General features: G+C 64.0%; 21 protein-coding genes. 13 read left to right on the top strand and 8 right to left on the bottom strand.

Annotated elements, in window-relative coordinates; genetic code table 11:
- Positions 1–2: 2 nt before the first annotated feature.
- Positions 3–998: a D-2-hydroxyacid dehydrogenase gene (locus BBF93_RS14755; RefSeq protein ID WP_162786583.1), complete on the bottom strand. Its 996-nt coding sequence runs from the start codon at positions 996–998 to the stop codon at positions 3–5.
- Between BBF93_RS14755 and BBF93_RS19575 the strand changes: the two genes are divergently transcribed.
- From BBF93_RS19575 to BBF93_RS14770, 4 genes are read left to right on the top strand one after another with little or no spacing between them, the layout of a single operon-like run.
- Positions 978–1,415, top strand: coding sequence for a TIGR02301 family protein (locus BBF93_RS19575; RefSeq protein ID WP_051612523.1), 438 nt, complete (start codon positions 978–980; stop codon positions 1,413–1,415). The genes BBF93_RS14755 and BBF93_RS19575 overlap by 21 nt on opposite strands.
- Entirely contained in the window at positions 1,412–3,328 is a 1,917-nt protein-coding gene (locus tag BBF93_RS14760; protein WP_114106432.1) for a gamma-glutamyltransferase family protein, read from the top strand. Before BBF93_RS19575 ends, BBF93_RS14760 begins: the two co-directional genes overlap by 4 nt.
- A 48-nt stretch (positions 3,329–3,376) precedes the next feature.
- A complete protein-coding gene (locus BBF93_RS14765) occupies positions 3,377–4,033 on the top strand; it encodes a uracil-DNA glycosylase (protein WP_035598270.1) in 657 nt (218 codons plus the stop codon).
- Positions 4,030–4,614: a hypothetical protein gene (locus tag BBF93_RS14770; RefSeq protein ID WP_114106433.1), complete on the top strand. Its 585-nt coding sequence runs from the start codon at positions 4,030–4,032 to the stop codon at positions 4,612–4,614. The genes BBF93_RS14765 and BBF93_RS14770 overlap by 4 nt, the downstream gene beginning before the upstream one ends.
- Before the next feature lie 17 nt (positions 4,615–4,631).
- Here the strand turns inward: BBF93_RS14770 and BBF93_RS14775 are convergent, their stop codons facing one another.
- The gene (locus BBF93_RS14775; RefSeq protein ID WP_114106434.1) at positions 4,632–5,270 is read right to left on the bottom strand and encodes a TetR/AcrR family transcriptional regulator; all 639 of its coding nucleotides are present in this window, start codon (positions 5,268–5,270) and stop codon (positions 4,632–4,634) included.
- Positions 5,271–5,331: 61 nt separating this feature from the next.
- Between BBF93_RS14775 and BBF93_RS14780 the strand changes: the two genes are divergently transcribed.
- The 4 genes from BBF93_RS14780 (at position 5,332) to BBF93_RS14795 (ending at position 10,085) form a co-directional block, all read left to right on the top strand.
- Entirely contained in the window at positions 5,332–6,384 is a 1,053-nt protein-coding gene (locus tag BBF93_RS14780) for a phosphotransferase family protein (RefSeq protein ID WP_370454425.1), read from the top strand.
- Positions 6,385–6,428: 44 nt separating this feature from the next.
- A complete protein-coding gene (locus tag BBF93_RS14785; RefSeq protein ID WP_114106436.1) occupies positions 6,429–7,655 on the top strand; it encodes an acyl-CoA dehydrogenase family protein in 1,227 nt (408 codons plus the stop codon).
- Positions 7,656–7,681: 26 nt separating this feature from the next.
- Positions 7,682–8,725: an alcohol dehydrogenase family protein gene (locus BBF93_RS14790; protein WP_114106437.1), complete on the top strand. Its 1,044-nt coding sequence runs from the start codon at positions 7,682–7,684 to the stop codon at positions 8,723–8,725.
- Between the two features lie 82 nt (positions 8,726–8,807).
- On the top strand, positions 8,808–10,085 hold the full coding sequence (locus BBF93_RS14795) for a cytochrome P450 (RefSeq protein WP_114106438.1): 1,278 nt from the start codon (positions 8,808–8,810) through the stop codon (positions 10,083–10,085).
- A 4-nt stretch (positions 10,086–10,089) separates the two neighbouring features.
- On the opposite strand, the gene smpB is transcribed toward BBF93_RS14795, so the two are convergent.
- Together smpB and dapA are read right to left on the bottom strand one after the other, a co-directional pair.
- Positions 10,090–10,575 (bottom strand): SsrA-binding protein SmpB, encoded by a 486-nt coding sequence (gene smpB / locus BBF93_RS14800; RefSeq protein WP_035598287.1) that lies wholly within the window; start codon positions 10,573–10,575, stop codon positions 10,090–10,092.
- A 9-nt stretch (positions 10,576–10,584) separates the two neighbouring features.
- Positions 10,585–11,466, bottom strand: coding sequence for a 4-hydroxy-tetrahydrodipicolinate synthase (gene dapA, locus BBF93_RS14805; RefSeq protein WP_035598289.1), 882 nt, complete (start codon positions 11,464–11,466; stop codon positions 10,585–10,587).
- 100 nt (positions 11,467–11,566) lie between these two features.
- Here dapA and BBF93_RS14810 point away from each other — a divergent pair, with 100 nt between their 5' ends.
- The 3 genes from BBF93_RS14810 (at position 11,567) to BBF93_RS14820 (ending at position 15,567) form a co-directional block, all read left to right on the top strand.
- Complete coding sequence (locus tag BBF93_RS14810; protein ID WP_051612525.1) at positions 11,567–13,771, top strand: lytic transglycosylase domain-containing protein; 2,205 nt, start codon at positions 11,567–11,569, stop codon at positions 13,769–13,771.
- Positions 13,772–13,866: 95 nt separating this feature from the next.
- A complete protein-coding gene (locus BBF93_RS20085; RefSeq protein WP_114106439.1) occupies positions 13,867–14,283 on the top strand; it encodes an endonuclease domain-containing protein in 417 nt (138 codons plus the stop codon).
- 15 nt (positions 14,284–14,298) lie between these two features.
- The gene (locus tag BBF93_RS14820; RefSeq protein WP_114106440.1) at positions 14,299–15,567 is read left to right on the top strand and encodes a dicarboxylate/amino acid:cation symporter; all 1,269 of its coding nucleotides are present in this window, start codon (positions 14,299–14,301) and stop codon (positions 15,565–15,567) included.
- 66 nt (positions 15,568–15,633) lie between these two features.
- Here BBF93_RS14820 and BBF93_RS14825 read toward each other — a convergent pair whose 3' ends face one another.
- Positions 15,634–17,070, bottom strand: coding sequence for a coniferyl aldehyde dehydrogenase (locus BBF93_RS14825; protein WP_114106441.1), 1,437 nt, complete (start codon positions 17,068–17,070; stop codon positions 15,634–15,636).
- 165 nt (positions 17,071–17,235) lie between these two features.
- On the opposite strand from BBF93_RS14825, the gene BBF93_RS14830 reads away from it, so the two are divergent.
- Together BBF93_RS14830 and BBF93_RS14835 are read left to right on the top strand one after the other, a co-directional pair.
- Positions 17,236–18,036, top strand: coding sequence for an enoyl-CoA hydratase/isomerase (locus BBF93_RS14830; protein ID WP_035598292.1), 801 nt, complete (start codon positions 17,236–17,238; stop codon positions 18,034–18,036).
- 99 nt (positions 18,037–18,135) lie between these two features.
- A complete protein-coding gene (locus BBF93_RS14835) occupies positions 18,136–18,624 on the top strand; it encodes a DUF3291 domain-containing protein (protein WP_035598295.1) in 489 nt (162 codons plus the stop codon).
- A gap of 2 nt (positions 18,625–18,626) precedes the next feature.
- Here the strand turns inward: BBF93_RS14835 and BBF93_RS14840 are convergent, their stop codons facing one another.
- The 3 genes from BBF93_RS14840 to BBF93_RS19580 are packed head-to-tail and all read right to left on the bottom strand — an operon-like array spanning position 18,627 to position 19,888.
- On the bottom strand, positions 18,627–19,004 hold the full coding sequence (locus BBF93_RS14840; protein ID WP_035598298.1) for a TfoX/Sxy family protein: 378 nt from the start codon (positions 19,002–19,004) through the stop codon (positions 18,627–18,629).
- A 25-nt stretch (positions 19,005–19,029) separates the two neighbouring features.
- A complete protein-coding gene (locus BBF93_RS14845) occupies positions 19,030–19,287 on the bottom strand; it encodes a DUF3253 domain-containing protein (protein ID WP_114106442.1) in 258 nt (85 codons plus the stop codon).
- On the bottom strand, positions 19,280–19,888 hold the full coding sequence (locus tag BBF93_RS19580) for a hypothetical protein (RefSeq protein ID WP_162786585.1): 609 nt from the start codon (positions 19,886–19,888) through the stop codon (positions 19,280–19,282). The genes BBF93_RS14845 and BBF93_RS19580 overlap by 8 nt, the downstream gene beginning before the upstream one ends.
- Between the last annotated feature and the right edge of the window lies 1 nt (position 19,889).

Genomic DNA, 19,889 nt, shown 5'->3' on the forward strand with positions numbered 1-19,889 from the left:
GATCAACCGGTCACAAAGGCAGACCGGTCTACGAGATGCTTCAACGTTTCATTGTCCAGATAGTGCCGCAGGTTGGCAAGAAAAGTCTCGTCCCCGCGCGCAATGGTTCCGGGCGTATCGGAGCTGTCATGCGGCGTGATCACGATCTTGTGATGTCGCCAGAGGGCGCTTTCAGCCGGCAGAGGCTCGATCTGCGTCACATCCAGCGCCGCAAAGGCCGGCCGCCCGGCGTCCAGCGCCGCCATCAGTGCCGCCTCATCCACCAGCGCGCCGCGCCCCAGATTGAGGAACAGGGCCTCGGGGTTCATCGCCGCAAAGAAGCCGGCGTTCGCCATGCCCTCGGTCTCCGGCGTATGCGGCGGGCAGAGCAGCACGACATCCGCCCCGGGCAATTCCGCCATCAGCGCATCTGGCGGCGCAATCCGCGCGGCGCCCTCGGCCGGTCCCGGCGTGCGCCGCATGCCCGTCACGACCCCGCCCAGGGCGGTCACCCGCTTGCCCACCGCCTGGCCGATCGAGCCATAGCCGACGATCAGCCAGCGCGAGCCGTTCATCTCCCGCACGCGGATGCGCTCCCATTTGCCCTGCGCCTGGTTTGCCCGGTGTCCCGGACCATTCCGGAGGAAGTCCAGCCCCTGCCAGATCGCCCATTCGGCCATCGCTTCGGCCTGGGTATGGTTGGTGGTGTAGCGCTTGGCCTTCTGGCCGATGGCCACCAGGGCCGGGTTTTCAATGCCGGCGGCGGCCGACTGGAACCAGTCAAAGTCGGGACTCTTGAGGATCGCCGTCATGAATTCCCGCACAGACGGAGAATAGAAGGCATCAATGTTGCCAAACGCCAGATGCACCTCCGGCGGCGTCTCCAGGGCGGTGGAGGTCCAGGCATCATGGAAGCGTTGGGCGTCGTCCACCGTCACGATGTTCAGAGCGGCGTTCAGCCCCTTGAGCCGGGGCGCGATGCGCGCGAAAGTCCGCGCATGAAGAAGAAGCGTTTTCATGCCTGCCTGCTTAGCTTGGCCCTTGCGGCCAGCACAAGCGCGCTGCCTGCCCTGCCGCAGGGAAACCTGCCCGTTCGGGGGCCAGATTATTTCCGCGACGCCGCCGATCTGGCAGGCGTTCTGGGCGGGGCCCATGCCATCCGCGTGCTCTGCAATGGCAATGAAGACCAGTACTGGCGCCGCTATATGGCCGACCTGCTGGCCGTGGAAGCGCCCGAGCCTGGCAATCTGCGCTCCTCGCTCGTTTCTGCCTTCAACCAGACTTACAGCCAGACCAGCGACCAGTTCCGCATCTGCGATGGCCGCGCGGTCGAGGCAGAAGCCCGCTTTGCCCGCACCGGTGAACAGATCGCCGGGCGCCTTGCCAGCCATTATTTCCCGAAAGACGCCCGCCGTGGCGGAGGAGGATTCGAGTGAAACCCGCCCTGTTGCCCGCTCTCATCGGCGGCGCCTGCGCCTTTGCCCTTTCCGCCTGTGCCCAGACGCCGGCGCCCGCCCCGGAAGCGGCCCCCGCCGCGGCTGTCAGCCCGGCGCCAGATGCTGCGCCCCAGCTCGACAACGCCGCCTTCCCGATGACCGGCCAGCGCCCCGAAAGCGGCCACCCCATCGCCACCCGCTCTGCCGTGGTCGCCCCCAATGGGGCCGCCGCCACAGCGCACCCGCTGGCCACGCAAACCGCAATTGACGTGCTGAAAGCCGGCGGCTCGGCCGTTGACGCCGCCATCGCCGCCAATGCGATGCTTGGCCTGGTCGAGCCGACCGGCAACGGCATTGGCGGGGATCTCTTTGCCATCGTCTGGGATCCGCAAACGCAAAAGCTCTATGGCTATAACGGATCGGGCCTCTCCGCGATGGATGCCACACTGGCTGACGCGCAGGCGAAAGCCGATCAGTTCGAGGACGGAAAAAAGCTGCCGAAATATGGCGCGATCACCGTCACCGTGCCCGGCACAGTCGATGGCTGGTTCGCCCTGCATGAAAAGTTCGGCAAGCGTCCGATGGCGGACAATCTCGCCCCCACCGTCCGCTATGCCCGCAGCGGCGCCCCCATCCCGGAAATGATCGCCTGGTACTGGTCGCGCGGCGAGAGCCGTTTCGAGCCGGCTTTTGAGCGCGGCGAGCTGGAAGAATACGCCAACGCGAAGAAAACCTATTTCAGCCCCGCCCCGGTGGCCGGCTCCCTGTTCCAGAATCCGGACCTCGCGAATACGCTGGAAACCCTTGGCGCCAAAGGCCGCAACGAATTCTACAAGGGCGTCATGGCCCGGAACATGGCAAACTATCTCGGCCGCGCCGGCAGCAAGCTCGACTATGATGATTTCTCCGCCCACAAGGGCGAGTGGATTGAGCCGATCTGTATCGAGTATCGCGGCGAAGTGAAGGTCTGCGAGCTTGGCCCCAATACGCAAGGCGTCGCCGCCCTGCAGATGCTGGAAATGCTGGAAACCTTTGATCTGAAATCCATGGGCTTTGGCTCCGCAGATACGGTCACGGCGATGGTCGAGGCCAAGCGCCTTGCTTTCGCAGACAGGGCGCTCGGATATTCAGACCCCGCTTTCTCCGGCGTTGATCCGTCAATCTTCGTGGCCCCCGGCTATAATGCCAGGAAAGCTGAGCTGATCGACCCTTCCCGCGCCATGCCGGAGGTTGCTCCGGGCACGGAAGTCACCGATGCCGTCCTGCGCCAGGGCGACACCACCTACCTCACCGTCACCGATAAGGACGGCATGATGGTCTCCCTGATCCAGTCCAACTATCGCGGCATGGGGTCCGGTCTCGTGGCCGATGGCATGGGCTTTATGTTCCAGGACCGGGGCGAACTCTTCAGTCTTGATCCGGATCATCCCAACGTCTTCGAGGGCGGCAAACGGCCCTTCCACACCATCATCCCGGCCTTCGCCTTCCGGAAAGACCTGCCCGGCTGCCAGGTCCGCGCCACCGCGCCGGAACTCGCCTGCCCTTATGAGCCCTGGCTCAGCTTCGGCCTGATGGGCGGCGCCACCCAGCCGCAGGGCCATGTCCAGATCATCACCAACCTGATCGACTTTGGCATGGGCCTCCAGGAAGCCGGCGACGCGGCCCGCTGGGAACATGATGGCGGCTGTGAGCCCACTAACGCCCTCGGCGATGATTGCAACACCGGCACCGGCAAGGTCATGCTGGAGCGTGGCTTTGCCGGCATTGCCGATGACCTCGAAGCCCGCGGCTATGAAGTCGCCTGCTGCGAAGCCAATTATGGCGGCTACCAGGCCATCATGCGCGACTTCCGCTCCGGCGCCTGGATCGCCGCCACAGAGATGCGTAAGGACGGCAGCGCGGACGGATACTAACCCTTGAAACCCCTTCTCCCCCCGGGGAGAAGGGGTTAAGAGGCGGCCATGAAAAAAATCACCGCCGCCCCTGAAGCCCCTCGCGACTGCCCCCTCTGCCCACGCCTAGTGGCCTACCGCGAAGCGGTGCAGGCCAAGGAACCCACCTGGTTCAACGGGGCCGTGCCCAGCTTCGGCAAGGACAATGCAGAACTGCTCATCGTCGGCCTCGCCCCCGGCGTAACCGGGGCCAACCGCACGGGCCGTCCGTTCACGGGCGATTGGGCGGGGGATCTGCTCTATGCCACGCTCGACAAGTTCGGCTTCAGCGAAGGCACCTTCGCCGCCGATCCCAATGACGGTCTGAAACTCACCGGCGCGATGATCACCAATGCCGTGCGCTGCGTGCCCCCGGAAAACAAGCCCGTCGGCGCCGAGATTAACCAGTGCCGCCCCTTTCTGGAAGCGCGCATTGCTTCCCTGCCTAAGCTCAAAGTGATCCTCTGCCTCGGCAAGATCAGCCACGATTCCACGCTGCGCGCGCTGGGTCTCAAGGTTGCTCAATATCCGTTCGGCCACGGAACAAAGTATGAGGTTGCGGCAAACGGCAAACCCGTCACCCTCCTCTCCTCCTATCACTGCTCCCGCTACAACACGAACACCGGCCGGCTCACCCCGGAAATGTTCGAAGCCGTCTTCGCTGAGGCCCGCAAGGCGGTGGCATGATCCTGCAGCTGTGCCCCTGCTATGAAGGCGAGAGCTATCCTGGCCGGCACACCCCTTTTCATTTCCTTGATGGCAGCATGCCCCCGGAAGCGCTGTCTGCTTTCCTCATCGCCCTCTTCGACTATGGCAAGGAACACGATGAGGAAACCCCCGCCACCCTGCCCGCCATCACGGCCGGCCTGCTTGCCCGCGAGGAACAGATCCTTCCCGGCGGTCTTATCCTCCTGAAGGGCGATTACATGATCGAGCCGTCCTGCTGCTGCGGCCTGGAAAGCTGGCGGGAATGGTATTGGGCGCTGGAAGGCGAAGGCACGCCCTGGCTCGGCCATGATCCCTCTCCCGGTGTCGAGCCCCTGCCCAGCGGTCTCCTTCTGCATACGGACATGGACAATGAGGCAGAGGATGAAACCCTCCCGATCACCTATGATGAACTCGCCGCCGCGCTGGAACGGGCCGAAGAAACCTTCAGCGAATTTGCCCTGCGCCTTGACGCCTGGCTGACGGAGGTTTCCGGCGCCGAGGGTCAGGCGCTCGCGGTGAAGATATGTGACTGGTTCCGCATCGGCCCGGATCACGCCTGAAGCAGATCCTCCCGCCCTCAGGGCGCCCGCACGATCGCCACCATGGTTGCCACCAGATGCTGCAGGATCGCGGGGCGCGACCAGGTGGGATGTGCCCGGCTCGTATCGGCCAGCCGCGCCTCCCGCGCTGCCAGCACAGAGCCGAGATAGGATTCCAGAAACACGATCCGCTCGGTCTGCTTGGCCCGTGGCAGATGCCCCATGAAGCCGCGCAAATGCTCAAGGCATCGCTTGAAGCCGGAGTTCCACTGTCCGCCCAGCGCCTCCATGAACAGTGCCCGGTGCGTCATCGAAAAGAGGACGATGAACCGGTTATAGCATTCCTCCTCCCCCTCCGGGGTGAGGTCCACGGACGGGTAAACGATGATGCCCAGCACATCTTCCAGCGTCAGCGTCTCGCCAGACGCCTCCAGCGCGTCCAGCGCCGCGTTGCGCCGGTCGTTGATCAGCTTTGCCCCGTCCACGATCAGCGCCCGGATAAGATCGGCCTTCGAGCCGAAATGATACCCCACCGCGCCGTGATTCCGCTGCCCGGCCGCGGCGGCGATCTCCCGCACGGTCACCCCGTCCACGCCGCGCTCAGCAAACAGCTTCATCGCGGCGCGTTTCAGCGCCTCGACAGCTTCACTCTCGGTTTTTTCGTGCAGGCGGACCATACGGCATGCTTGCAAAAAGCCGCGCTTTCAGTCAACCATATTATCCAATTGATTTAAAAGAATAACCGCCGGGAGGAAAATCGTGAGCAATCCTGTAGATCTCGCTGCGCTGGCGGCGTGGATGGACAGCCAGGGCCTCGGCAGCGGCCCCATCGAGAATGATGTTCGCCTCGCGGGCGGCACGCAGAACATCCTCCTGAAATTCATGCGCGCCGGGCGCACCTATGTGCTGCGCCGCCCGCCCCCCGTGCTGCGGGTCAATTCCAACGAAACAATGCGCCGCGAAGCCCGCATGCTGGCCGCCCTGAAGGGCACAAATGTCCCCCATCCCGGTCTGATTGCGGCGTGCCCGGACGAAACAGTCCTCGGCGCTGCCTTCTATCTGATGGAACCCATCGACGGCTACAACGCCACCACCGGCCTGCCCGAACCCTTCGCCGCCTCGCCAGAGCTGCGCCACCAGATGGGCCTCTCTCTGGTCGATGGCATCGCTGCCCTTGGCGCGCAGGACTATATCGCCCTCGGCCTCGAAGGGCTCGGCAAGGTCGACAATTATCTCGAACGCCAGGTCGGCCGCTGGAAGGCGCAGCTGGAAAGCTATGCCGAAATCCCCGAATGGGACGGCCGCAAGGACATTCCCGGCATAAACCGGGTGGGCGACTGGCTGGACGCAAACCGTCCCCGGAGCTTCCAGCCCGGCATCATCCATGGCGACTATCACCTCGCCAATGTCATGTTCCGTTTTGATGCCCCGCGCCTTGCTGCCATCGTCGATTGGGAGCTGACCACGATCGGCGATCCCCTGCTCGATCTCGGCTGGCTCCTCGCCACCTGGCCGGATGAAGCCGACAAATCCAGCGCCGGCACAGTCGCTGTCCAGCCCTGGGAAGGTTTTCCGACAGCGGACGAACTCGTCGCCCACTATGCCGGGCAGACCACCCGCGACCTCTCAGGCCTCCACTGGTACAGCGTGCTCGCCTGCTACAAGCTCGGCATCATCCTTGAGGGCACCTATGCGCGCGCCTGCGCCGGCAAGGCCCCGAAGGAGACCGGCGACGATCTCCACCGCCGCACCATCTGGCTGCTCGAACGCGCCCTGCGCTGGATCAGCTGACACCCCTTCCCCACAAGAAACGAAAACGCAGACAGGACCACCCCATGCAGTTTGAACATAGTGCCAAGACCAAAGACCTGATTGCCCGCCTGGAGGCCTTCTTCGACAAGCACGTCTACCCCTCCGAGCAGGAACAGGTAGACTGGAACGATGATCCGGAAAATCTCTGGAAGCGCTGGCCGGGCATTGACAAGCTGAAGGATATCGCGCGCGGCGAAGGCCTGTGGAACCTCTTCCTGCCACATGAATATGGCGAGTTCAGCCCCGGCCTCACCAATCTGGAATATGCTCCGCTGGCGGAAATCATGGGCCGCGTGCCGCATTCCTCGGAATTCTTCAACTGCTCGGCGCCTGACACCGGCAATATGGAAGTCCTCGCCAAGTTCGGCTCGCCTGCCCAGCAGGAGCGCTGGCTGAAACCCCTGCTCGAAGGCACCATCCGCTCGGCCTATGTGATGACCGAGCCGCAGGTCGCCTCCTCTGACGCGACAAACCTTGAGCTCACCATCATTCCGGACGGCGACCATTACGTCCTCAACGGGCGCAAATGGTGGATCTCCGGCGCGATGAACCCCAATTGCAAGATCTGGATCGTCATGGGCAAGACGCTGCTCGATAATCCGCGCCACGCCCAGCATTCACAAATCCTGGTGGAGCCCACCACGCCGGGCATCACTATCGTCCGCCAGCAGACCGTCTTCGGCTCGAAGAACTCCCCCGGCGGCGAATGCGAACTGCGCTTTGAGAATGTGCGCGTGCCGAAGGAAAACCTCATCCTCGGCGAAGGCCGCGGCTTTGAAATCGCGCAAGGCCGCCTCGGGCCGGGCCGCATCCACCACTGCATGCGCTCCATCGGCCAGGCCCAGCGCGCGCTGGAAATCATGGCCCGCCGCGTCGAAAACCGCGTCGCCTTTGGCCGCAAGCTCGCCGACCAATCCTCTATCCGCCAGGACGTTGCCAAAAGCTTCTGCGAAATCGAGATGGCCCGCCTGCTCACGCTGAAAGCGGCCGACGCGATGGACCGCTATGGCAACAAGGTCGCCAAGGATCTCATCGCCGCCATCAAGGTCATCGCCCCGCAGATGGCGCAGACCGTGTGTGACCGCGCCATCCAGGCTCATGGCGGCATGGGCGTCAGCGGTGATACGCCGGTGGCAGACTTCTTCACCCTCAACCGCTTCCTGCGCATCGCGGACGGCCCGGATGAAGTCCACATGTCCCAGCTCGGCAAGATGAAGATCCAGGAATACAACGCCCTTCCGGCGCGCTGATCCATCCGCTCAAGGAGAAGTTTCCCATGAAAGCCCTCGTCTATCGCGGCCCCCGCGACATCGCCTATGAAACGATGCATGATCCCGAGCTGCACGATGACCGCGACGCGATTATCAAGGTCGACAAATGCGCCATCTGCGGCAGTGACCTGCACATCTATCATGGTGAAACCTTCTCCGAGGATACCGGCTATTGCGTCGGCCATGAGGCAGTCGGCGAAGTGGTTGAGGCTGGCCGGGGCGTGCGCCAGCTGAAAGCCGGCGACAAGGTGATGATCTCGGCAGCCGTCGGGTGCGGCCAGTGCCGCGCCTGCCTCGCCGGGGTCGTCAACCGCTGCGAATACAATGCCAGCGGCTGTTACGGCCTCTCGTCAAAGCTGCAGGGCTGCCAGGCCGAATTCGTCCGTGTGCCCGCCGCCGATTTCAACGCCCAGAAAATTCCGGACGGTGTCAGCCTCGATCAAGCCCTGATGATGACCGATGCCCTCGCCACCGCCTGGTTCGGCGCGCGCAATGCCGATATCCAGCGCGGCGCCACAGTGGCCGTCGTCGGGCTTGGTCCAATTGGCCTGCTCGCCGCAGAAGCCGCCTTCATCATGGGCGCTTCGCGCGTCTTCGGCATCGATCTTGTGGAAGAACGCCGCGCCGCCGGCCGCGCCATCGGCCTTGAAACGCCAGACCCGGCAGACGCACGCGCCATCATCCAGGAGGCCACAAAGGGCCGCATGTGCGACAGCGTCATCGAAGCGGTCGGCCACACCGCCACCATCCGCGCCGCCCTCGGCCTCTCGGGCAAACGCAGCACGGTCTCGGTCATCGGCGTCGCCCAGGATCGCACAATGGAATTCCCCATCTCGAAAGCCTTCGGCATGGGCCTCACCTTCCGTATCGGGACATGTTCAGTCCCGCAGGAATGGCCGGAACTCATCCCGCTGGTCCAGTCCGGCCGCCTCAAGCCGGAAAAATACATCACCCACAACCTTCCGCTCTCAGACGGCGCCCGCGCCTATGACATCTTCGACAAACGCACCGAAGGTGCCATGAAAATGGTCTTCGACCTCACGCTCTGAGGCCCAGCCCAACAAATCATTGCCAGCGTGCTCTCTTCATGTTCAGTAGTGATAACTACTGAATTTGGGGAGGCAAGCTGCCATGTCCGACATTTCCTCGCTCACCAGCCTCGAATCGCTCGGCTTCCTGGGTGGCCGCGACAGTTTCCACGCCTTCTGCGCGCGGATTTTTGCCGATGACACGCATCGTCTCCTGCGCACCGAAGCGGGCGAACTCGTCGTCTTCCGCCATGGCGACCTGCGTGCTTTCGGTGCCCTGCCCGAGGTGGGCGCCCTGCCACCCGGCGTGATGTTTCCCGGCCTCCACCAGCTTCCCAATGGCGCGGCCCCGCCGCCCGGCGGGGGCATCGGTGGGGTCATCTCGCATCAGGTGTTCACGGCTAATCCGCCCGTCCACATGCCGGTGCGCATGACGCTGCTGCGCCAGCTCAATCCCAAACAGGCCACCCTGCTGGAGCCGGTTGCGCGCGAGGTTGTCCGCGAGCTTCTCGCCGCCGCTGAAACGCGCCCCGAGATCGACTTCGTGGAAGACATTGCCGAGCCGCTCACCGCCCATTTCTGGGGCCGCCTCATCGGCATGACGGATACGGAAATGGCCGAGACGATCATTGCCGTGCGCGGCATGACCGCCATGTTCCTGATACAGATGACACGGGAAGACCTGCATCTGGCAGACACCTCCACCGCCGCCTATGGCCGCCTCGTGGAAACCGCCGCCCTGCGCAGCCTGTCACAAGGCGCCCATCCTTTCGTCAGTGAACTGGCAGCAGACCTTGCCAGGGTGGACGCGTCCGACGATCCGGAAGAAGCGGGCATCGTGCCCCCCAATGTCGGCAAGCTGCTCGCAGGCAATCTCGTGGAAGGATTCCACACGGCCGCCGTCGGCGCCGTGAACACCCTCTTCGCCCTGCTGCATAATCCCGCCGCCTATGCAGACGTGCTCGCCGCGCCGGAAAAACTGCCCGCTGCCATCATGGAGGCGCTCCGCATCGAACCGCCGGTTGTCTTCCTCAAGCGCTACATCCTGCGGGACACAGGCTATGCCGGTGTCAGCATTCCGAAGGGCACGCCTGTCGTCATGCTCTGGGCAGCGGGTAATCATGATCCGTCCGTATTCACCGATCCGGCTAGTTTCCGGCTGGACCGTGACCATCGCGGCATCACCACCTTTGGCGGCGGCGCGCATATCTGCCCCGGCCGCCATGTCGCGATGATGCTCATCCGCCTGCTGCTGGAAGAAATCGCCGCCCGCAGGCTGGCCTTCTCCTTAACCGACGCCCCGTATGACTGGCTCGGCAACCACGCCATGTCCCAGCTGCCCCACATGCGGCTACAGGTTCAGCGGCAACACGCTGCCTGAGGGCTCAGCCCGCCTTCAGGATCCGTGCCTTCTGGCGTTGCCAGTCGCGCTTGGCTTCGTTCTCGCGCTTGTCATGGGCCTTGCGGCCTGTGGCGACGCCGATCAGCAGTTTCGCCCGGCCCTTGTCGTTGAAATAGAGTTTCAGCGGCACGATCGTGCGCCCGGCCCGCTCCACTTCCTGGGAAAGCTTTGCCAGTTCGCGCCGGGAAACGAGCAGCTTCCGCTTGCGCCGCGGCTCATGGTTGAAGCGGTTGGCCCCGCCATAGGTCTGGATCTCGGCATTGATCAGCCACAGCTCGCCCTGCTCCACCGAGGCATAGGCTTCGGCAATGTTCGCCCGCCCCTCGCGCAGGGATTTCACTTCCGAGCCGACCAGCATGATGCCGGCCTCCAGCGTATCCTCCACGGAATACTCGCGCCGGGAGCGGCGGTTCTCCGCCACCAGCCCGTCGGTGCGCCCTTTGATCTGCTCGTTCTTCTTCGTCGCCATACGCGCTACTTAGGGATTGATCCCCGCCAGCGCCATGGCGGCTTCGATCTGCGCGCGCGCAGCTTCATCCGGCCCGGTCAGCGGCAGGCGAACCTCCGGCGCGCAGAGGCCCAGGCGCGAGAGGGCATATTTCGCCGGCCCCGGCGAAGGCGAGCAGAACATTGCCCGGTGCAGGGCGATCAGCCGCCGCTCGATGGCGCGGGCGCTTTCCAGGTCGCCGTCACGGAACGCCGCATGCATCGCCGCGCACATTTCGGGCGCCACATTCGCGGTCACCGAGATGCACCCCGCCCCACCCATGGCCAGATGGCCCAGAGCGGACGGGTCATCGCCCGAGAGCTGAACGAACTGTTCGAGGTCCCCGATCAGCGCGGAGTGATAGGTCACCCGGTCCATATCGCCGGTGGCATCCTTGATGCCGACAATGTTGGGCAGCTCGGCCAGCCGCGCCACGGTTTCCGGTTTCAGGTCCACCACCGTTCGGGTCGGCACATTGTAAAGCACCACCGGCAGGGCGACCGCGTCGTTGATCGCGCGAAAGTGAGCGTACAGCCCATCCTGATTGGGATTGTTGTAATAGGGGCACACCACGAGGGCCGCGTCCGCCCCGGCAGCCTTGGCATGGGCCACGAGATCGATTGCCTCATCGGTCGAGTTAGAGCCCGCCCCGGCGATCACGGGCACGCGTCCTGCTGCCACCTCTACACAAAGCGAGACCACCCGCTTGTGCTCCTCGGTCGAGAGCGTCGAGGTTTCGCCCGTCGTGCCAACGGGCACAAGGCCGGCCGATCCGCCTGCGATCTGGCGCTCGACCAGCGCCGCAAACGCGGTTTCGTCGATCGCGCCGTTCTTGAAGGGTGTTACAAGGGCTGGGATTGAGCCGTGAAACATTTTAACGTGCCGTTCAGGGATTGGTTGGGATTTGCGTGCTAGGCTCTGTCTTCAGACTTGTCACGCTTTGGCGCAGAAATAAACTTGGGTGAGCCGAACCATGCTCCGCATTTCCGCTGTTTTTGTGGCGATTTCTTTCCTGATTGCGGGCACATCGGCCGCCTCCCGGCCCGAGAGCCCCAGTCTGAAGCCGCGCGCCGATTCTTCGCCCTCCCCGCCGGCTCCGGTTATCGCGCAGGCTGAGGAAGCCACGCCCGCCCCGGTGCTGCGCGCCCTCACCCCTGGTGTTCAGCTGCCCGGCGCCGCTCCGGCCAGCCCGGGCGCCGCCCCGCTCGCCACCCCCACAGGCGCGCCCGCCCCGCTGCCCGCCGCCATGCCCAGCCTGCTGCCGGCCCAGCCGGTCAGCCCGGCCAGTATTGCCCAGCTGCAGGCCGCCTTCACCGCCATCAATCGCGGCGCCTGGAGTGAGGCCTCCCGCCTCCAATATGACGCCGCCGACCCCACCGTGCGCGACCTCATCCTCTGGAAGCGCGCCGCTGACGGTGTGCCCGGCACCACTTTCGACGAGCTGAACTTCGCCCTCACCACCCTCTCCACCTGGCCGCAGACCGACAAGATGCGCCGCCGCGCCGAGGAGATCATCGACGACAGCTCGCTCTCTGCCGAAGCCAAGGTGAAATGGCTCACCGAGTCCGGGCCCATCACCGGCGCCGGCAAGGTCGCCCTGGCCAATGCCCTGCGCCAGACCGGGCAGAGCGCGAAGGCCGAAGAGGTGATCCGCGATGTCTGGCGGAGCAACACGCTGGACTCCTCGCTTCAACGCACCGTGCTTGCCCGCTGGGGCCAGTCCCTCAGCCAGGACGACCACCGCGCCCGCGTCGATTTCCTCCTCTGGACCGGCCAGCGCTCGGACGCTGAAGCCCTTAAGCCTCAGCTCACGACCGACTATCGCCAGCTCACCGATGCGCGCCTCGCCCTGATGAAGCGCGCCAACAATGTCGACGCCGCCATCCGCGCAGTGCCGGCCAATCTCGAAAACCATCCGGGCCTGCTCTATGAGCGCGCCAACTGGCGCCGCGCCAAGAACATGGACGATGCTGTCGCCCCGCTGCTGACCCAGATCAACGGGAAGGACGTGCCTGCCGCCGGGCGCAGCCGTCTCTGGCGCGAGCGCGCCATCGCCGTGCGCAATGATCTCAAAGCCCGCAACTATGCCCGCGCCTACAGCCTCACCGCGCCGCATGGCATGTCCAGCGGCTCTGACTTTGCCGAGGCCGAATGGCTCGCCGGCTGGATCGCCCTGCGCCTGAATGGCGACGCCACCCGCGGCGTGAAACATTTCGAGACGATGACCAACGGCGTCTCCTCGCCCGTCAGTCTCACGCGTGGCCAGTACTGGACCGGCCGCGCGCGCGACGCCCTCGGCCAGTCAGACCAGGCCCTGATCGCCTACAGCGCCGCCGCCGCTCATAAATACACCTATTACGGCCAGCTCTCGGCGGAGCGGATCGGGGACCGCAAGATCCATTTCGGCCCGCCAATCGTTCCGTCGCCGGAAGAAATCGCCGCCTTCGAGGCAAACCCGATGGTCCGCGCGCTGCGCCTCATCGGCGCCACCGGCGAGATGGGCACCTACCGCACCTTCTCCCACCATCTCGATGACGTGCTCTCCACCCCGGCGGAGTTCGAGCTGCTCGCCCAGCTCAATCACCAGATGGACCAGCCCGATACCGCCGTGCGCGCCGGCAAGGCGGGGCTGTTCAAGGGCGTGCTGGCGCCCGAAGCGGCCTATCCGGTGCTGATGCATCCCCTCTCGCGCCAGCCCCAGGTGGAGCGCGCCTTCATGCTCGCCATCACGCGCCAGGAGAGCGAGTTCAACCCCAACGCCCGCAGCCCCGTCGGCGCCCTCGGCCTGATGCAGTTCATGCCGTCCACCGCGCGCAACGAGGCCCGCCTGCGCGGCATGCCCTATCAGCAGTCCTGGCTCACCACCGACCCCGCCTACAACATGACCCTGGGCGGCCTGCACCTCGATACCCTGCTCAGCCAGTTCGGCGGCAGCTACATCATGACGGCGGCCGCCTACAATGCCGGCCCCTCCCGGCCCAACCAGTGGGTGCGCGATTATGGCGACCCCCGCACAGGCCAGATCGACCCGGTTGACTGGGTGGAGTTCGTCCCCTTCTCCGAGACCCGCAATTACATCCAGCGCGTCCTCGAAAACATCCAGGTCTACCGCCACCGCATCTCCGGCCAGGAAGCCGACATCCAGATCACCGAAGACCTGAAACGCGGCCGCCGCTGACCCCCTGCTAGCCCCCTCTCCCTGGGGAGAGGGGGTTGGGGGTGAGGGAGCGCAAGATAACGACAAAACACCCCGCACGTGGTAATCTCCTGCGCATGTCCCGCAGGCCCATTATCCACAGTGCCAGACGTCTGAGACAGTCGGCAAATGCCCCGGAAGACATAGCCTGGCAAGCGCTCCGGGAGCTGAGGAAATATGGATACGCCGTCCGGCGGCAGCATCCTATCGGACCTTACATTGTCGACTTCGCCATTCAGAAGGCCATGCTGGTGATAGAAATAGATGGCGGCATTCATAATCTTGATACCGTGCAGCTCCGCGATGACCTGCGTCAAGCAGATCTCGAGCTACGCGGTTGGCTGACAGGCAGCGCCCCCTCACCCCCGGCCCCTCTCCCAAGGGAGAGGGGAGATAACGCCCCTGATCGGGTCAGATACCTTCTCCCGCGCGCCCTTCCCGGCCATCAGTGCTTGCGCCCTCGCCCCGGCGATGCTCAGAAACAGGCAGGGTAAGCCGGGAGCCAATCCATGTCCTTTCTGAAATCGCTTTCCGCGCAAGTCCTCGCCGCCTTGCTGCTCGGCCTTGTCGGCGGCGCGCTGGTCGCGGGCGCGGGCGATGTGCCCGACTGGCTGCCCGAAGCGGCCCAGGCCGTCGGCTCGGTCTGGCTCGGCTGCCTTCAGATGACCGTCATCCCGCTGGTCTTCTCCCTGCTGGTAGTCGGCGTGGCCGCCGTGTCCGATGCCATGACCGCCGGGCGCCTCGCCATGCGCGCTATCCTCTGGTTCTCGCTGCTGCTTGCCGGGGCCACCGTGCTCACCTTCCTGGGCGTCGAGGCGGCTCTCGCGGCCTTCCCGGTGGATGAGGCAAGCGCCCGCGCCCTGATCGCCGGGGCCACCGGGGGTGAAGTGGCCGCGCCCCAGACAATCAACTTTGCCGCCTGGCTCACCTCGCTCATCCCGTCCAACCCGCTCGCGGCCGCCGCCAGCAATGCCATCCTGCCGCTGGTGATCTTCGCCCTCTTCTTCGCCTTCGCCGTCACCCGCCTGCCGGAGGAACAGCGCGTCCTGCTGGTGAAGTTCTTCGATGCGGTGGCCGATGCGATGATCGTCATCGTCAAATGGGTGCTGCTCGCCGCGCCCCTCGGCGTCTTCGCCCTCGCGCTCACGCTCGGCCTGCGCGGCGGCCTCGGCGCCACCGGCGCGCTCTTCCATTATGTGGTGCTTGTGTCGGCAGGCTGTATCGCCGTGGTGCTGATCTGCTATCCGCTCGCCGCCCTCTTCGGCGGCGTCGGCCCGCTGCGCTTTGCCCGCGCCGTCTCCGAAGCGCAGGTCGTTGCCTTCTCCACCCAGTCCTCCATCGGCACCCTGCCGGTCATGGTGGAAACCGCCCGCCGCAATCTCGGCGTGCCCGAACATGTTGCCGGCCTCGTCCTGCCGCTCTCGGTCGCCGTCTTCCGCCTCACCAGCCCGGTGGCCAATCTGGCCGTGGTTCTCTTCATCTGCCATGTCTCCGGCATCACCCCGTCGCCCGGTCAGATGATTGCTGCGGGCCTCGTCGCCTTCGCGGTCTCCATTTCCTCGGTCGGCCTGCCCGGCCAGGTCAGCTTCTTCGTCTCGATCGCCCCCATCTGCTTCGCCATGGGCGCCCCGATCGAACTCCTCCCTCTCCTCTTGGCCGTAGAGGTCATCCCCGACATCTTCCGCACGGTCGGCAACGTGACCGCAGACCTCGCCGTCACCACCATTCTGAATAAGAACGACAAGGGCGTGCGCACCATCGCCCCCGAAACGGCCTGAACTCTCCGCGCAAAAAAGCGCCGGCAGGTCTCCCCACCGGCGCTTCCGACATAATCAGCTTACGGCTTATTTCTTAATCCGGCCCTTCACCTGCGCGCGGTATTTGTCGCCATAAGGCGGGCGCATCATGGCCAGCAATTCGCTCTTCGTCTGGGTATAGATCGCCTTCTTGTGGCTGAATTCGAGGAAGCCCTCGCGGCCATGATAGGAACCCATGCCCGACGGGCCGATACCACCGAAGGGCAGTTCTTCCTGCGCCACATGGAAGATCACATCATTCACGGTCACACCGCCCGACGTGGTGTTGTTCAGCACAAAGCTTTTCTCGCCCTCGTTCTCACCGAAATAATAGAGGCCCAGCGGGCGGTCATGCGCGTTGATATAGGCCACCGCGTCCTTGGCATCGCCATAGGATTTGATCGGCAGGATCGGCCCGAAAATCTCGTCCTGCATCACCCGCATGTCATCGGTCGGGTCCACAATGATCGTCGGCGGGATCTTGTGGTGGGGCTGCTGGGAGAAGTTCTCGCCCTTGGGGTTGAGTTCGATCACCTGGGCGCCCTTGGCGCGGGCATCTTCGACATAGCCGTTGATCCGGTCAAAATGGCGTTGATTGACGATGGAGGTATAGTCGTCATTGTCCTTCAGGCCGGAAGCATACATCGTCTCCACCGCCTTGGTCGCGGCCATCACGAAGTCCTGGGTCTTCTCCTTCGGCACGAAGGCATAGTCCGGGGCCAGACAGATCTGCCCGGCATTCAGCGTCTTGCCGGCCATGATCCGGTTTGCCGCCTTCTGCAGGTCTGCCGAGCGGCCGAGGATCACCGGGCTCTTGCCGCCCAGCTCCAGCGTCAGCGGCACCAGATTGTCCGCCGCCGCCCGCATCACATGCTTGGCCACCGAGGTCGCCCCCGTGAAGAGGATGTGATCGAAGGCAAGCTTGGTGAACTCCGCCCCCACATCCGGCCCGCCGGTGACGACGGCGCATTCTTCGGGCGCATAATATTTCGCGATCAGCTCTTTCATCAGCTCCGAAGTCGCCTCGGTGAATTCGGACGGCTTGATCATGCAGCGGTTGCCAGCGGCAAACACGCCGGCCAGCGGCGTGAAGGTCAGGTTCACCGGGAAGTTCCACGGGCTGATCACGCCGATCACACCCTTGGGCTGGAACTGCAACTCAGCCTTCGAGCCCAGCAGCCCCAGCGGAAACTCCACCTTGCGCTTCTCCGGCTTCACCCATTTGGCCACATGCGCCTTGGCATGTTTCAACGCGCCGATGGAGCCGGCAATGTCGGTCAGGTTCGACTGGTCTTTCGACCGGTGGCCGAAATCAGCCGCCATCGCATCGTTCAGCGCGGCGCCATGCGTGGCCAGAAGATCAATGGACTTGTCGAGCCATTCGATCCGTTTCTGCACCGACGGGATCCCGTCGCGCAGATGCGCGGCCTTCTGTTTGGCAAGCAGTGCATTCATGCCGGAAGCCGGCGCGGCGTCGAGGGCCATGTGCTGATATCTCCCAATCCCTTGTGTTCGTTGAACACTGTAGCGCCTGTTCAGCGTTTCCCCAAGAGGCATCGAAAACCGCTTACCCGGCGTGAGGCGTTCACGGACGCAAAGCTTGCCTCTAGAACCTTGCCAGCAAGACCGGATTTACAGAGGGAGACGCCAATGGCGACGTACGAAAAGATTTCCTATGAGCGCAATGGCGACACCGCGATCATCGCCTTCAATGATGACAAGACGCTGAATGCCTGCGGCGTCGATACCGCCATCGAGCTGCTGCATGCCTTTGAAGTGGCGGCCAATGAAGCCCGCTGCACCATCTTCACCGGCAAGGGCCGCGGCTTCTGCTCGGGCGCCAATCTCGGCGGCATGGGCTCTGGCCCCGAAATCGCCTACCCCGGTTCCAAACCCGACGCGGGCAAGGCGCTGGACGCTTTCTACAATCCGCTGGTCACCGCCATTCGCGAACACCCCCATCCGGTCATCACGGCGGTCAATGGTGCCGCTGCTGGCGTCGGCTGCGCGCTCGGTCTGATGGGCGACCTCGTGATCGCCGGCAAGAGCGCCTACTTCCTCCAGGCCTTCCGCCGCATCGGCCTTGTGCCAGATGGCGGCTCCACCTGGCTGCTCGCCCGCACCATCGGCCGTGTCCGCGCCATGGAAATGGCCCTCCTCGGCGAGAAAGTCTCCGCCGATCAGGCGCTGAGCTGGGGTCTCGTCAACCGGGTCGTCGATGACGCCGAACTGCTGCCGACGGCGCTGGACTTTGCCGGCAAGCTCGCCGCCGGCCCGACGGTGGCCCTCGCCCTCACCCGCAAGATCATCTGGGACGCCAGCGAGGCAGACTTCGGCGCCGCCCTGCACAATGAGCGTGTTGCCCAGCGCACGGCTGGCCGCACGGACGACTTCAAGGAAGGCGTCAGCGCCTTCCTCCAGAAGCGCCCTGCGGAGTTCAAAGGCAAGTAACCTTTGATTGCTTAAATTAAATCTGTTGCACCTTAAGGATTATGCAACCTTGTCCCCATAGGGTTCGCGAAAAATCGAACCTCTTGGGGACGAGATAAGATGGATTTCAGGCTGTTACACTTCAATTGCGTGCGCCCGCTCGGGTCGTTCACGCTTGAAAACCCTTATGTCGTGACCTTCCTGTCCATTCTGCCGCGCATCTTTGCAGATGCCGATCAGTTTGAAGGCCTGCACTATCACGAACACGGCCTGCGCTGCCCGGATCAGAGCTGGCGGACGTACAAGGACGCCTTCCCCTACCCCGATGACTGGCGCTCGCCTGAAGTCTCGACCATGGCCGTCTGGCGCTCGCTCGAAGACCTGAAAGCCTTTACCTATAATGGCCGCACCCACCCGCCGGGCATGCGCCGCCTTGGTCAGGAGATCGACCGCAGCGACGGCCCCGGCTTCGTCATGTGGTGGGCCCGCAAGGGCGAACGCTTCACCCTGGAAGACGGCTTCCAGCGCCTGCAGCATCTGCGCCGCCACGGATCGTCCGACCACGCATTTTCCTTGGATCAGCCCGCCCTGCGCCCAGCCGTCGCCTGAGCTTACGCCGGTTTCGGCTTGCGCTTCTTCGGCGGGCTCTTGGCCTTTGCTGCCCGCGCCGCGCTCAGCGCCCGGCGCGCCCAGAGGGCGGCCTCATCCGGATCATCCATCGCTGAAGACGGCAGGCTGACATAGCCAAGGTCTATCGGCCTGGCATCGCTTGAACGCAGATAGAGGAAAGGCGCCCCGCCCTCCGCTGACAGATCATCCCGCAGAGCAGGGTCCACCTTCAGGAAAATCTGGTCATCGGCAAGAAGCGCAAACATCACGCCATCCTGATACACGCCCGCCCCGCCGAACATGCGCCGGATGTTGACCGGCCCAACGCCGGAAAACAGTTCCAGCACGAATTCGTGGAATGGGTCGGGCGGCTTCGGCATGTATCCTCACTAACGTCCCACGCGGCTAAACCGGCACCCCTAGGCGGTACACACCCTTGAACGTGTCCGGGTCTTCCACCGGCTTACCCTTGCGGTAAATCGTGATGAGACCCGCCTTGTGCAGGCGAACGGCTTCGGCGCGCACATCCTTCAGCACCCGGACGAAGTGTTCAGAGCTGATAGCTTTCGCGGCCTCCTCCGGGGCGATGGTCTTGCCGGCGCCTTTTGCCGCCGTAAGCGTCAGGATGGCCTCGCGAACCGAAACGGGCTTTGCCTCAGTCATCTTCTGCCGTCATCTTTCTAAGTGTCTGGTCGATCAAGTTAAGTCTTAGTCTGTCTTCAGGAGATAAAGAAACACGATACCTCAACTGCTGCACTTCGCCGCGAAGGACTGCTGCGGGAAGAACCGGCGGGATGATAGTGCCGACACAGCCCGCATAGTCTTTCCATGCCGCACCCCAAAAGCGCTCATCAAGACCGGTCGATGACTCGGCGTATGGATCGTTTGCAAGATAAGATTCGTGATACGCTTGCAGAAGTTCCGTAGACCGCTCCAGATTGATCAGTGCGCTTTCCGAGTAGTGCAGCATTCGCGCAAGCGTAACAAGGTCGGCGCGGATGAGGAATTCGCGGTATCCGTCACCGTGCACATTAGGGCTATTCCCCGAGAAGCCCGAATTGCAGCCAAAAAGACAAGGATCACCCTGCGGCCCAAGCTCCGAAAGGTAGTCATTCTCGAAGGCTGCAAATCCCGGCCGATCAAACTCCGCTATCAACTGATGATAACGAGAGAGTAATCCTGGTTCCCTGAGTGCCTGCCCCTGAGCAGACGATACTGTCGCCAGTATTGCCGTTGCGCAGACTAGAACCCGAAGCCCGTTCATG

The sequence above is a fragment of the Hyphomonas sp. CACIAM 19H1 genome, assembly GCF_003325995.1.
Lineage (GTDB): Bacteria > Pseudomonadota > Alphaproteobacteria > Caulobacterales > Hyphomonadaceae > Hyphomonas > Hyphomonas polymorpha.

What these genes read in the sequence shown, in the direction of transcription:
- BBF93_RS19575 (WP_051612523.1), top strand. Translation starts at nt 978, where the DNA reads ATGAAGAAGAAGCGTTTTCATGCCTGCCTGCTTAGCTTGGCCCTTGCG.
- BBF93_RS14755 (WP_162786583.1), bottom strand. Translation starts at nt 998, where the DNA reads ATGAAAACGCTTCTTCTTCATGCGCGGACTTTCGCGCGCATCGCGCCC.
- BBF93_RS14765 (WP_035598270.1), top strand. Translation starts at nt 3,377, where the DNA reads ATGAAAAAAATCACCGCCGCCCCTGAAGCCCCTCGCGACTGCCCCCTC.
- BBF93_RS14770 (WP_114106433.1), top strand. Translation starts at nt 4,030, where the DNA reads ATGATCCTGCAGCTGTGCCCCTGCTATGAAGGCGAGAGCTATCCTGGC.
- BBF93_RS14775 (WP_114106434.1), bottom strand. Translation starts at nt 5,270, where the DNA reads ATGGTCCGCCTGCACGAAAAAACCGAGAGTGAAGCTGTCGAGGCGCTG.
- BBF93_RS14785 (WP_114106436.1), top strand. Translation starts at nt 6,429, where the DNA reads ATGCAGTTTGAACATAGTGCCAAGACCAAAGACCTGATTGCCCGCCTG.
- BBF93_RS14790 (WP_114106437.1), top strand. Translation starts at nt 7,682, where the DNA reads ATGAAAGCCCTCGTCTATCGCGGCCCCCGCGACATCGCCTATGAAACG.
- BBF93_RS14795 (WP_114106438.1), top strand. Translation starts at nt 8,808, where the DNA reads ATGTCCGACATTTCCTCGCTCACCAGCCTCGAATCGCTCGGCTTCCTG.
- smpB (WP_035598287.1), bottom strand. Translation starts at nt 10,575, where the DNA reads ATGGCGACGAAGAAGAACGAGCAGATCAAAGGGCGCACCGACGGGCTG.
- dapA (WP_035598289.1), bottom strand. Translation starts at nt 11,466, where the DNA reads ATGTTTCACGGCTCAATCCCAGCCCTTGTAACACCCTTCAAGAACGGC.
- BBF93_RS14810 (WP_051612525.1), top strand. Translation starts at nt 11,567, where the DNA reads ATGCTCCGCATTTCCGCTGTTTTTGTGGCGATTTCTTTCCTGATTGCG.
- BBF93_RS20085 (WP_114106439.1), top strand. Translation starts at nt 13,867, where the DNA reads ATGTCCCGCAGGCCCATTATCCACAGTGCCAGACGTCTGAGACAGTCG.
- BBF93_RS14820 (WP_114106440.1), top strand. Translation starts at nt 14,299, where the DNA reads ATGTCCTTTCTGAAATCGCTTTCCGCGCAAGTCCTCGCCGCCTTGCTG.
- BBF93_RS14825 (WP_114106441.1), bottom strand. Translation starts at nt 17,070, where the DNA reads ATGGCCCTCGACGCCGCGCCGGCTTCCGGCATGAATGCACTGCTTGCC.
- BBF93_RS14830 (WP_035598292.1), top strand. Translation starts at nt 17,236, where the DNA reads ATGGCGACGTACGAAAAGATTTCCTATGAGCGCAATGGCGACACCGCG.
- BBF93_RS14835 (WP_035598295.1), top strand. Translation starts at nt 18,136, where the DNA reads ATGGATTTCAGGCTGTTACACTTCAATTGCGTGCGCCCGCTCGGGTCG.
- BBF93_RS14840 (WP_035598298.1), bottom strand. Translation starts at nt 19,004, where the DNA reads ATGCCGAAGCCGCCCGACCCATTCCACGAATTCGTGCTGGAACTGTTT.
- BBF93_RS14845 (WP_114106442.1), bottom strand. Translation starts at nt 19,287, where the DNA reads ATGACTGAGGCAAAGCCCGTTTCGGTTCGCGAGGCCATCCTGACGCTT.
- BBF93_RS19580 (WP_162786585.1), bottom strand. Translation starts at nt 19,888, where the DNA reads ATGAACGGGCTTCGGGTTCTAGTCTGCGCAACGGCAATACTGGCGACA.